The sequence below is a fragment of the Rhodococcus yunnanensis NBRC 103083 genome (assembly GCF_001895005.1).
Lineage (GTDB): Bacteria > Actinomycetota > Actinomycetes > Mycobacteriales > Mycobacteriaceae > Rhodococcoides > Rhodococcoides yunnanense.
Genome location: NZ_BCXH01000011.1, coordinates 20400 through 32152 on the forward strand (window position 1 = coordinate 20400; position 11753 = coordinate 32152).

General features: G+C 64.7%; 14 protein-coding genes. 5 read left to right on the forward strand and 9 right to left on the reverse strand.

From position 1 onward, the window contains the following. Positions 1-12: 12 nt before the first annotated feature. From RY1_RS17520 to RY1_RS17530, 3 genes are read left to right on the forward strand one after another with little or no spacing between them, the layout of a single operon-like run. A complete protein-coding gene (locus tag RY1_RS17520; RefSeq protein ID WP_072805291.1) occupies positions 13-1467 on the forward strand; it encodes an NCS2 family permease in 1455 nt (484 codons plus the stop codon). A gap of 53 nt (positions 1468-1520) precedes the next feature. After that, a complete protein-coding gene (locus tag RY1_RS17525; RefSeq protein WP_072805439.1) occupies positions 1521-1949 on the forward strand; it encodes an Rv0880 family HTH-type transcriptional regulator in 429 nt (142 codons plus the stop codon). Positions 1950-1995: 46 nt separating this feature from the next. Next, positions 1996-3315, forward strand: coding sequence for an MFS transporter (locus RY1_RS17530; protein WP_174565415.1), 1320 nt, complete (start codon positions 1996-1998; stop codon positions 3313-3315). A 7-nt stretch (positions 3316-3322) separates the two neighbouring features. On the opposite strand, the gene RY1_RS17535 is transcribed toward RY1_RS17530, so the two are convergent. From RY1_RS17535 to RY1_RS17560, 6 genes are all read right to left on the reverse strand, one after another. Next, positions 3323-3928 carry a response regulator transcription factor gene (locus tag RY1_RS17535; protein WP_072805295.1) on the reverse strand — a complete coding sequence of 202 codons (606 nt, stop codon included), beginning with the start codon at positions 3926-3928 and terminating at the stop codon, positions 3323-3325. Continuing rightward, complete coding sequence (locus RY1_RS17540) at positions 3925-5043, reverse strand: sensor histidine kinase (RefSeq protein WP_072805297.1); 1119 nt, start codon at positions 5041-5043, stop codon at positions 3925-3927. Before RY1_RS17540 ends, RY1_RS17535 begins: the two co-directional genes overlap by 4 nt. Before the next feature lie 18 nt (positions 5044-5061). Then, positions 5062-5829 carry an ABC transporter permease gene (locus RY1_RS17545; RefSeq protein WP_072805298.1) on the reverse strand — a complete coding sequence of 256 codons (768 nt, stop codon included), beginning with the start codon at positions 5827-5829 and terminating at the stop codon, positions 5062-5064. Then, entirely contained in the window at positions 5826-6746 is a 921-nt protein-coding gene (locus RY1_RS17550) for an ABC transporter ATP-binding protein (protein WP_072805299.1), read from the reverse strand. Before RY1_RS17550 ends, RY1_RS17545 begins: the two co-directional genes overlap by 4 nt. After that, the gene (locus RY1_RS17555; protein ID WP_084727530.1) at positions 6743-6967 is read right to left on the reverse strand and encodes a hypothetical protein; all 225 of its coding nucleotides are present in this window, start codon (positions 6965-6967) and stop codon (positions 6743-6745) included. The genes RY1_RS17550 and RY1_RS17555 overlap by 4 nt, the downstream gene beginning before the upstream one ends. Before the next feature lie 122 nt (positions 6968-7089). After that, positions 7090-8289 carry a GNAT family N-acetyltransferase gene (locus RY1_RS17560; RefSeq protein WP_072805441.1) on the reverse strand — a complete coding sequence of 400 codons (1200 nt, stop codon included), beginning with the start codon at positions 8287-8289 and terminating at the stop codon, positions 7090-7092. Between the two features lie 38 nt (positions 8290-8327). Between RY1_RS17560 and RY1_RS17565 the strand changes: the two genes are divergently transcribed. Together RY1_RS17565 and RY1_RS17570 are read left to right on the forward strand one after the other, a co-directional pair. Continuing rightward, on the forward strand, positions 8328-9131 hold the full coding sequence (locus RY1_RS17565; RefSeq protein ID WP_072805300.1) for a TrmH family RNA methyltransferase: 804 nt from the start codon (positions 8328-8330) through the stop codon (positions 9129-9131). Next, a complete protein-coding gene (locus RY1_RS17570; RefSeq protein WP_072805301.1) occupies positions 9128-9400 on the forward strand; it encodes a DUF2537 domain-containing protein in 273 nt (90 codons plus the stop codon). Before RY1_RS17565 ends, RY1_RS17570 begins: the two co-directional genes overlap by 4 nt. Here RY1_RS17570 and RY1_RS17575 read toward each other — a convergent pair. The 3 genes from RY1_RS17575 to RY1_RS17585 form a co-directional block, all read right to left on the reverse strand. After that, positions 9357-10088 carry a DUF6928 family protein gene (locus tag RY1_RS17575; protein WP_245819732.1) on the reverse strand — a complete coding sequence of 244 codons (732 nt, stop codon included), beginning with the start codon at positions 10086-10088 and terminating at the stop codon, positions 9357-9359. The genes RY1_RS17570 and RY1_RS17575 overlap by 44 nt on opposite strands. A 30-nt stretch (positions 10089-10118) precedes the next feature. Beyond that, the gene (gene sepH / locus RY1_RS17580; RefSeq protein ID WP_072805302.1) at positions 10119-10967 is read right to left on the reverse strand and encodes a septation protein SepH; all 849 of its coding nucleotides are present in this window, start codon (positions 10965-10967) and stop codon (positions 10119-10121) included. Positions 10968-11064: 97 nt separating this feature from the next. After that, positions 11065-11733, reverse strand: coding sequence for a rhomboid-like protein (locus RY1_RS17585; RefSeq protein WP_072805303.1), 669 nt, complete (start codon positions 11731-11733; stop codon positions 11065-11067). Positions 11734-11753: the final 20 nt, after the last annotated feature.

An 11753-nucleotide genomic window follows, 5' to 3' on the forward strand; every position in this document is an offset into this window, starting at 1 on the left:
TAGGTTACCCCTATGGCTTTCTCGTCCCGGCTCCTGGACAACTACTTCAAGATCACCGAACGAGGATCGACCGTCGGGTCGGAAGTGCGCGGTGGCGTCGTCACATTCGTGGCGATGGCCTACATCGTGGTCCTCAATCCGCTGATCCTCGGCAGCTTCTCCGCCGACGACGCGGCAGCCAAGACCGACGTTCTCGGCAACATTCTCCCAGTGGCGCAGGTCGCTGCCGTGACCGCTCTCGTCGCCGGCTTCATGAGCATCCTGTTCGGCATCGTCGCCAACTATCCGTTCGGAATCGCCGCGGGTCTCGGCATCAACACACTCCTCGCCGTCACGATCGCGCCGCAGGTGACCTGGCCCGAGGCGATGGGTCTCGTCGTCATCGACGGCATCATCATCGTGTTGCTCGCGGTCACCGGCTTTCGGACCGCCGTGTTCAACGCCATCCCTGCCGAGTTGAAGGCCGCGATCGCAGCGGGCATCGGTGCGTTCATCGCCTTCATCGGGCTCGTCGACGCAGGCTTCGTGCGACGCATCCCCGATGCGGCGGGCACGACGGTTCCGGTCGGGCTCGGTATCGACGGATCGATCGCGTCGTGGCCGACGGCCGTCTTCGTCTTCGGTGTTCTGCTGATGGGTGTTCTCGTCGTCAGGAAAGTGCGCGGCGGACTGTTGATCGGCATCGTCGTCACCACCGCGATCGCCGCGCTCGTGGAAGCGTTGACCGACGTCGGCGCGTCGGCGGGAGTCGATCCGAAGGGCTGGAACCTCAGCGTTCCGATACTGCCCGAGCAGCTGTTCCAGACCCCGAATCTGTCGCTGGTCGGCGATGTGGACCTGTTCGGTGCGTTCGCCCGAATCGGGGTGCTCGCGGCGAGCCTGCTGGTGTTCACTCTCGTGTTGGCCAACTTCTTCGACGCCATGGGAACGATGACCGGCCTGGGCAAGGAGGCCGAGTTGACCGACAAGACGGGCACACTCCCCGGCATCGGGAAGGCGCTCGTCGTCGAAGGCACCGGTGCGATCGTCGGAGGCGGCGCTTCGGCGTCGTCGAACACGGTCTTCGTCGAATCGGCGTCGGGCATCGCCGAAGGCGCGCGAACGGGCCTGGCCAACGTCGTCACAGGGCTGCTGTTCCTCGCCGCGATGTTCCTGACCCCGCTCACCGCGATCGTGCCTATCGAAGCAGCAGCTCCGGCGCTGGTCGTCGTGGGTGCGCTGATGATCGGCCAGGTCCGCGACATCGACTTCACGAAGTTCGAGATCGCCCTCCCGGCGTTCCTGACCATCGTGGTCATGCCGTTCACCTACTCGATCGCCAATGGGATCGGCGTCGGTTTCATCACCTGGGTCGTGCTCGCGGTCGCTGCACGCAAGGCGAAATCGGTTCATCCCCTGCTGTGGGTCGTCGCAGCCCTATTTGTCGTGTATTTCATCGTCGGACCCATCACCGACGCGGTTACGTGAGCGAAAGATGCGACTCGAGGCGTAGTCTCTGCGCTGTGACGTCGGGATACAGCGTGAAGGACAACCGTGAATTGGCGAGCGATCTCTCGCTTGCCGTGGTGCGATTGACTCGCCATCTCAGGGGGCGCCGGGTCGATTCGCAGGTGTCGTTGACTCAACTGTCGGCTCTGGCAACGCTGAGCCGTGAAGGGGACATGACGCCGGGGGCTCTCGCGTCGAGAGAGCGTGTGCAGCCGCCGTCGATGACCAGGGTCATCGCTTCTCTGGCCGAGTTGGGTCTGGTCGTGCGTACTCCGCATCCAACCGACGGTCGTCAGGTCATCGTGTCGTTGTCACCTGCCGGGCAGACGTTGATCGCCGACGAGGCGAGCGCCCGCGAGGCATGGATGACTGCGCAACTGGCAGGCCTGGAGGAGGCGCAACTGTCGATTCTCCGCGATGCAGTGACCATCATCGGATCCTTGGTGAGCGACTCCGAGTAGGTCGTTACCTAGGGTTAGTATGTACAGAGTGCCCACTCCTTCGCCGATGTTCGCTGCGCTCCGAACACGGAACTATCGGTTGTGGGCCTCCGGTCAGATCGTCTCGCTCGTCGGGACGTGGATGCAGCGGGTCGCGCAGGACTGGCTCGTACTGACGCTGTCGGGCGGCAACGGTTTGGCGGTCGGCATCGTCATGGCGTTGCAGTTCGGTCCGACCCTGTTTCTGTCGGTGTGGGGTGGTGTCTTCGCCGACCGATACGACAAGCGCAAGCTGCTGATGATCACGCAGGCATTCGCAGCCGTGTGCGGTCTGGTACTCGGATTGCTCGACGTCGGCAACCTGGTCGAGCTGTGGCACGTCTACGTCATCGCGTTCGTGTTGGGGTGCTCGTCGGCGATAGACGCGCCGGTCCGGCAGTCCTTCACGATCGAGATGGTCGGCAAGGAGACGCTGTCGAACGCGATCGCGTTGAACTCGATGACGTTCAACACCGCTCGCATCATCGGTCCCGCGATCTCGGGTGTTCTCATCACGCTGGTCGGTACCGGCTGGGTGTTCCTGATCAATGCCGTCTCGTTCGCAGCAGTGTTCGGGGCACTCGTGGCGATGCGCGCCAAAGACCTGTACCGAGTCGAACCTGCCCCGCGCGCAAAAGGACAGGTTCGAGCAGGCTTCGCCTACGTGTGGGGTCGACCGGATCTGCGCGTGCTTCTGGCCACCGTCTGTATCGTCTCGACCTTCGGGCTCAATTTCCCGCTGAGCCTGGCGGTGTTGGCGCGCAACTCCTTCGGCAGCGGCGCCGACGCATACGGATTGCTGTCGACGACACTCGCGGTCGGCACACTCGTCGGTGCCACCCTGGCGGCTCGGCGTGCCACCGCGCCGAGGCTGCGGTTGTTCGTCGGTGCCGTCATCGCATTCGGCATCCTCGAACTGCTCGTCGGGCTGATGCCGAACTACATTCTGGTTGCGCTGCTCCTGATCCCGACGGGCGCACTCAACCTGACATTCTCGACGTCGGCGATGAACATCCTTCAGATGTCGGTTCCCTCGGACATGCGCGGGCGTGTCATGGGCATCTACATGCTGTGTTTCCTCGGTGGAACACCCATCGGGAGTCCGGTGCTCGGGTGGCTGGCCGACGTCGTCGACCCACGTGCTCCGCTGGTGTTCGGCGGTGGCATCGCCCTCGTCACGGGTCTCGTCGCCGCAGTGTATCTCGTGCGGCACAACGACTTGCGCGTATCACTCGTCCGCGGCTCGGATCGATTGCGACTTCCGGTACTCGACGTCCGCAGCAGCGTCGTAGTGTGCGACGCGTCCGAGCAGGCCACCCAGGCGGGCACTGCACAGCAGATCAGGTGAGTAGGTCTCAGATCCAGCCGTAGCGTCGGGCAACGGCGCACGCCTCGTGACGGTTCGCGGCACCGAGTTTCGCGGCCGCAGCCGACAGGTAGTTCCGTGTGGTGCCCTGGGTGAGATGTGCTCGCTGTGCGATCTCGGCTATGGAGGCACCGTCGGCGGCGTACTCGAGCACGTCCGCTTCGCGCGGAGTCAACGGTGAATCTCCGGCGCCGATGGCTTCGGCCGCCAGCGCCGGGTCCACGTAGCGGCCGCCTGCGTGCACGGTACGGACCACCTCGGCCAGGGTGGCAGCGGACGTCGTCTTCGGCAGAAACCCGCGCACGCCCGCCGACAGCGCTTTCTTCAGATAGCCGGGGCGGCCGTGGCTGGTGACGATGATCGCCGCACACGACGGCACCGCCGCCGCGACGAGCCCAGCAGTCTCGATGCCGTCGATGCCTCCCATCTGCAGATCCAGTACCGCGACGTCGGGAGAATGCACTGTCGCGGCGTCCACCGCGGCCTCGCCGGATTCGGCTTGCGCGACTATCTCGATGTCGTCCTCCAGCGCGAGCATCGTCGCCAGGGCAGTGCGGATGAGGTTCTCGTCGTCGGCCAGCAGTACGCGGATCATGATGAAACCGTAGCCGGAAACGTTGCGGTGAGGGTGAATTCGTCGGCCGAGCGGACGGTGTCGACGGTGCCGCCGACCGTCGCCAGGCGTTCGCGGAGGCTCGATATCCCAGTGCCGTCGGTGGATGTGGACGCATGAGGCCTGTCGTTGCGCATGGTCACCGCTCGATCGCTCAGATCGATACGGATGCACGTGGCGTCGGAATGCCGAAGAACGTTGGTTGCGCCCTCGCGTACGACCCACGCCGCGGCCTCGGCGTGTTCGGCGCGGACCTCCTCGACGCGACCTGTCACGTCGGTGCTGATGCCTGCCGCGTTCAGAAGTGAACGTGCGCCGTCGATTTCCGTGATCAGGTCGATCGATTGATACCCTCGCACGAGCTGCCTCGCCTCCGTCATGGACTCTCTGGCCAGCTCACTGACCTCGTCCATCTGCGCGGCTGCTCGGTCGTCACCTCGTCGTGAGAGTGCCGCAGCCAGTTCGCTCTTCACCGCGATGGCCGACAAGGAGCGGCCGACGACGTCATGCAGATCGCGCGAGAATCGCAAACGCTCCTCGGCGACGGACAGCGCCGACGCGGTGTGACGCGCAAGATCGAGTTCGGTCACCGTGCGCAGCAGCCACATCGAGAGTTGAACCGTCATGGCCATGAACGCTGTCACGGCGAACGCGGCCACCGCACCGACCGCTCCGAAACCGGCAGCTGCCGATCCGGCGCCGAGGACGAGTGACGCGATCACGGACCAGCGCAACGGGACAGCTGCAGTCAGCGGGATCGCCACGACGACCAGAGCCCAGAGCGCCGTCGGCGCACTCCCTGTTGCGGCCGCCACACCAGCCGCTGCGACCGCGATTCCCACGGCGACCCGTACGTAACCGCGAGCGGTGCCGCCGAATTGCGGCATACCGAGTACCGCAACGACGGCACCGGCAGTACTGACGACCATCGCACCTACGGCGACCCAGCGGTCCTCGGCGACGGAATCCGTCACCGCGGCGATCGCTACGAGGACCGCGATCGCGACGAACGACTGACGCGTGTACACACGGACCTTGTCGACTTCGGACGTCTCCCGCCAGGGAATTCGAGGATCGAGGTACCGGCGTAGTTTCATTCGTTCACCCTTCCAGATCTACGCGCGTGGTTCCCACCGGAAATGGGTCTTCGCCACCACGATGGATCCGAGTGTCCAGGCTGCGACGACGAGCAGGGGCGCGAGTGCGGGCTCGAAGGTGTCCACGAACGCGAGCGCCTCCGTATCGGGGTCGGTCGTGCCGATCCAGCCGAGATTCACCAGGTCCAGAACAGCCGCCATCGGGGTCAGTTCGACAACGCGGTCCAACGAGTCGGGCAGGGATTCGCGGAGGAACGAGGTTCCCGCCATCGCGATGAGAATGATCGGCAGGCTCGTGATCTGCGCTGCTTCGGCATTGCGTGTGAACGTCGAGGTGATCAGCGCAAGCGCCGCGAACATCGCTGCGCCGCCGCCGAGAGCGCCGAGGATCAGAAGTGGATTGACCGGAAGTCCGCCGCCGAGCCCCACGATGATCGCGGACACGGCGATAGTCAGTATCGCGGTCAGTGCGAACGACGGGACCGCCGGGCCGAGCAGGATTTGATTGTCGGTCGCCTCACCGGAACGCAGTCTCTTGAGTACGAGTTCGTCTCGACGAGTGGTGTACGCCGACAACAGGTTGTAGAAGACCAGGAACACCAGCAGGAAGAGCGCGAAGACCTCGAGAGCGGCGGACACGGCCGCGTCGGACAGCCCGTCGCCGCGCCCGATGATCAGGACGACGACCGGGAACAGCAGCGGCATGACGAGAGCATTGAACAGCAGTACGCGGTTGCGGACGAGGAGTGTGAACTCCGAACGGGCAAGTGTGGTCGAGGCGCTCATGCTGCCATCTCCTTACGGTCGTCGAATTCGTCTGCAATGGACAAGAACACGGTCTCCAACGACGCGGCCCGTGCATCGAGTCCGTCGATCCGTACGCCTGCTCGCTGCGCCCAGATCAGGAGTTCGGTGAGCGTGTCCTGCAGTGCCGCAGTGTCGATGACGAGCTTGCCGTCCTCGACGTCGATGCGTGCGGAGGTGAGCTCGGGAAGCGGCACGGGAGGAAGTTCCAGACGGATCCTCGCCGGATGGCCGACGACGACGTCGGCGACAGTTCCGCTGCGAACCACGCGGCCCTTGTGCATGAACGCGAGACGGTCGCAGAGCTGTTCTGCTTCGTCCAAGTAGTGCGTGGTCAACATGATCGTCACACCCGAGCGTTTGAGCTCCTCGATCAATGTCCATGTGTTGCGGCGACTCTCGGGGTCCAACCCCGTCGTCGGCTCGTCCAGGAAGAGCACGCGCGGCTGCCCGATGATCGCGCACGCCAGATCCAGCCTGCGCTGCTCACCGCCGGAGAGGAACTTGACCCGAGTGTCGCCCCGGTCGGCGAGGCCCACACGTCCGAGCACTTCGCGAACCGGTAGTGGGTTGCTGCACGTACCCGCCCACATCTCCAGGCTCTCCAGTGCGGTCAGGTCGGAGGGCAGGCCGCCTTTCTGCAACATGATCCCGAGGTTGGGGCGCACATCGCGTCTATCGCGGATCGGATCCATGCCCATGATGGACACGGAACCCTCGCTGGCACGTGAAAGCCCTTGAATGACTTCGAGAGTCGATGTCTTGCCCGCACCGTTGGTGCCGAGGAGTCCGAACAGCTCGCCTTCCTCGACGTTCAGATCGAGTCCGCTGACGGCTTCGAACGACGACTTTCCGCTGCCGTAGCGACGGGTCATTCCGCGTACGTCGATGATGCTCATGATGTGCTCCAGCCGCGCAGGCCGATCACGAAGCGGGTGGCGAGGAACAGAACCGTCGCCGCCGCCACGATCCACACGAGCAGCTGTGATCCGACGACCGCGATCACGACCGCCAGCACGGCCAGCGAAATCACGATGACGACGATCTCTCGTGCCATCGTCGGGGCAGGCCCGAACTCCATCAGATCGGTGAACAGGTTTCCTTCATCCGGTTGTCTCATGCCATCGAGCTTCGCCGAAACGACTGCGCCGCTGTAGTGCGCGGCATCACCGGTCGAACTGACACCGTCACCGATGAGAGGTGACAAATGTCAGTTGGCCCTGGGGTGGGCCCTGGGGTGCGCTAGAACCCCCAACCCATCACCGATGCCCGATCGGTGGAGAACGCGATGTCCACGGTGTGCAACGCATTCGCATCGCGGCTCCACAGACGGTCGGCTGCGGCGAACCGAGTTGCGCGGTGTGTACCGAAGTACAGTGCGCTCAGTACATCGATCTTCAGGCTCACGTCCGCCGGGGCGTCGGCGGCGGTGCACGTGGCCCGCCCGCCGGAGATGGTGACGTCGAACGTTCCGCCTGCATCGAGAAACGGATCTTCGACCTCGAGCACGAACTGGGCGTCGACCGCGTAGGTGCGGGCCTCGAGTGCGGCCTTCACATCCATGATCCGGCACCAGAGGGCGTCGTGATGGGCGGTGACCTCGGGTAGCCGATTGTTCGTCAGCAGAAACGGCAATGCCTCGTCGGGGGCCTGGCTGACCTCGATCGTGTCGACGAGATCCACCCCGGCGAGTACCTGCCACAGTTCGGCGTACGCCTCGTCGGTGACGGCGATGAATTCCTCGACGACGATTTTGGACTCGGTGGGGCTACGTCGATAGGCGACGTAGCCGTCTGCGTGGGCGATGAAGAACAGCTCGGTGAGCCCGCGCCGCCGGTTCTCGCGGTCGGCGAAGAATCGCTCCCAGCGGATCGGTGGTTTCGGCTGCGCGCCTGCAGTCGCGCGCTGCCACCGTCGGTAGATCTCGGGAAGCAGTGTCGACGCCTCGGCGGACTCGACGAGCCGTACCCCGGTGACGGGAGGGACGCCCTTGTGGAACTGCGCGAACCTCCGATCGAGCACCACCCGGTGCTCCTCGGTCGCAGGTCCGTACCCGAAGCGGCCGTAGATCGTCGCCTCGCTCGCCGTCAGCAGCGACAGCGGCGCACCTGCTGCCTGGAGCTCGCGGTGCTGCGCGGTGAACATGCGTCGCAGAATTCCGCGGCGCCGATGCGTCGGCGCGACCGACACCCACGACACACCGGATGCCTCCACCTGCGCGCCACCCGGGACGGTGACCGACATGGGAAAATGCATCGCGACGCCGACGGGTGTGCTCCCATCCCACGCCATGACGACATGTCTCGAGCTCGTCAAAATCTGTGTCTCGGCGAGGTCCTCGGAATTCTGGTGCTCGCCGAACGCATGTGCGTCGAGAAGGGCTACAGCATCCCAGTCTTCGTCGGTGGCAGTTCTGATCGTGATCGAGTCGTCGGTAGTCATCACGGTCGAGTTTTTCATACGGATGCCAAGATGGACACGTGGTACACGTAATCGACATCGACGACCCTGCAGATCCGCGGTTGGACGACTTCCGCGATCTCAACTCCTCCGACCGTCGTCCCGACCTCCCGGAGGGGAAGGGGCTGGTCATCGCCGAAGGTGTCCTCGTCGCCGAGAGACTGCTGTCGTCGCGGTTCATCCCGATCAGCCTGCTCGGCGTGGACCGCAGGCTGACCGAACTCGGCGCGCGTCTCGACGGTGCCGACGTGCCGTTCTATCGCGCCAGCGCCGAGGTGATGGCCGAGGCCGTCGGATTTCACCTCAATCGCGGAGTGCTCGCGGCCGCGCGTCGTCCACCGGAGCTCGATCTGCAGGAAGTCCTGAAGGATGCGCGGACGGTCGTCGTACTCGAGGGCGTCAACGATCACGAGAATCTCGGCTCGATGTTCCGGAACGCGGCAGGACTCGGCGCCGACGCCGTCCTCTTCGGTGCCGCGTGTGCCGACCCGCTGTATCGGCGCGCGGTTCGAGTGTCGATGGGGCACGTGTTGCGAGTACCGTTCGCCCGCGTACCGGACTGGCCGCGAGGCTTGAACATATTACGCGACAATGGATTTCAGACCATTTCTCTGACGCCGAACCCGTCGGTGATTCCTCTCGCCGAGGCGATGACAGGGGAGAAGGTCGCGCTGCTGCTCGGGGCCGAAGGGCCAGGTCTGACCGAACACGCGATGCGTGCAACCGACGTTCGCGCTCGAATTCCGATGGCGCCCGGCACCGATTCGCTCAACGTGGCAACTGCGGCCGCCATGGCGTTCTACGAGCGTGTGCGGCTGCGGTGACCGACCCCGAGGTTCTCTACACCGGTATCCCGGTGGCTGCTGCCGCCGCGGTGCTCGTCGGTGTGGCATTGACGGCGTTCGGCGGCGAGCTGGCTGCCATCAACGTAGTTCTTGCGGTGGGAATCAACCTCGTCGTCGTGGGCGGGGCAGCACCGACGATCCTGCGATGGCGTCGTACGCCGGTGTGGCGGTGGCCGGTGTACGGGGCGTGCGTCGGAGCGCTCGTCAGCTTCGTGGCGCTGGGGGTTTCCGTCGCCACCACCGCGTGAGAGAACGCTCGTGGGTGGGCGGAGGCCCTGCGGTCGGCTCCTGGCCGGCCACGTACGTGGTGAATCCGCAGACGGGCAACGCATTCGGATCGAACTCGTCGCCGCGCGGTGCGCCGGTGTAACGAAAGCCGAGCCACAGTGCATTGGCCGCCTCCGCGAACTCCTGCGGATGGAACGGAAGCGACTGCGGATCGGGCATGACGCCCGGCGGATACACGAGGGGGTGTTCGCCCGCCCAGAACGGGCGTTCCCACACCAGAGGAAGTCCGATGTCCTCGTAGATGTAGATCGGCGTCGCGCTGAACGAACGACGCAGTGACCCGCGCTCCCAGTAAGCGAAAGCGCCCCACGCAGTGTCGGGGTCGGTCGCGATCAGATACGTGTGCTCCGACGCGAGTGGGCGGGACCAGCGGTCCGACAACGACAGTGGCGACGCGGCGGTGAGTTGTTCACTGCAGACAACCGTCACACCGGGGTAGCTGCCGATGAACACCTCATCGGCACCAACGCCTGCCGACTTGGCGATCGGTGCCTGCTGCGTGGGAACCGCGACGGTGCCAGGAAACATACTGCCGGCCAATGCCGTCGCGGCATCCCAATCCGACGAACTACTGTTGCGCAGAACAGATATCGGATCGGGCGCGTCCACGTACCAGATCGTCGATGCCTTGGCCCCCAATGCCCGCACCCTTCTCCTGCGAAGTTCTGCCGAAGATGCTCAGCTGTGACCGCTACTCCGGACCCCCAGCAACACATCCTCCCACGACGGCATCGCGGGTTTGCCCTTCTTGTCCTTCTTCGGTGACGGTGCGTCGTACTTCGGCTCTTTTTCCGCAGTCGGAGGGGCGACCGGGGTTGGATCTGCTTCTTCGACTTCGCTGTCTGCTGTCGTTCCGTAGTACTCGTCGAAGGACTGCTGCGATTCGTCTTCGGTGTCCGGTGCCGATTCCAGAGCTCGGACCGGAGCCAACCCTCGGAGTTGACGGCCGAAGTCGGGATCGATCAGTTCCGACGCCGCGTCGTCGAGCGGAACGATGGTGCCGCCGTGACCGTCCGGCAGGAACTGCCAGTGCGCCTTGTTGGTGGTACGGCCGGCCTGCCACTTCAGTTGGGCGACCCACTTGTTGTCCTCGTCGCGCCATGCGTCCCACGCTGCGTCGTCGAAACTGTGGCCGCGGGCGCGGAAGGCGAGGGTGACAACTTCACAGAGAGTTTGAACGGCAGGACCGTCGTGCCGGAGAGGGTGGCCGGCCTGAGCCATGCTGGCGGCCTGTGAACGTTCGAGCAGGACAGGGTGAGCGAATATCTCGACTCGGCTCAGTGCCATGCCGGATTCACTTGCCACCTGCTCGACGGTCGCGCCGCCGCGAATACGGGCCTGGATCTCCTTGGGTCTGAGCAAACTGTCCATTTCGATCTCAATCTGTCCTAGTCGAGCGATGTCACCGCGGGAGGCCGCGCGAAGCTTGTCGTCGGCCGGAAGCCGGAATTTGTCGCCGGTTTTGGGATCGGTACAGATCACGTATTGCCCATCGGGTTCGAGACCGACCACACGTAGATCTCGCACCTTGACCTCCTCATCGCGCCGACTCGCGATATCGTCCGTCTTCGACAGTAATCCACTCGTGATCTTCGGCGGGTGTCCGACACGCGTGGTCCCGGTGTCAAAGACTAGTCATCGCATGCTCGGGTTGCACCCGCTCGGCTGCCACCTGACGAGATCGGTTGAGGATCAAGCGTTGTGCATCGATGCGGATGTAGACCGCTCCGAGCATGAATCCGATCGACAGCGCCAGCGCGTGACCGAAAGCAGTGAACGACGGATCCGACACCGCCGCCGCCGTGACGAACGCGATCCATCCCGCTACCCACACGGCGCGCCACGGCGGACGCAGGTACCGAATCATCGAACCTGCGACGGCGGCCGCGGCATAACTGACGCCGACATCGACGGCCACCGCGAGCGAGTCGGCGAGCCAGTCCGCGTGGATGCCGACGACCAGACCGACCGCGACGAACGAGGTGGCGCCGACGTGCCCCGCGGCGGCGGTCAGCAGGAACCGTCTCGAACCCGACACCCATTCGGCGACGACGAACAGAACAGCGATGGATCCGAGCCAGAGCCAGTTCGGTTCACCATCGGTGAGGAACGCACTCGCGACGAGCGTGCCGATGTGTCCGTCGCCGAGATTGTGAAGATTGGTGCTGGCCTCCAGCAGCACGTGCCACTGGGTGCGCGGATGCAGATGCGCGAGGAACGCGGTCACCGAGAGCGCGATCGCGAAGTAGGCGATGGTGACCTTCAGCCTCGTGAGGGCGGCGAGAAAAGGCAACGGGCGCTCCCTTCGAGATA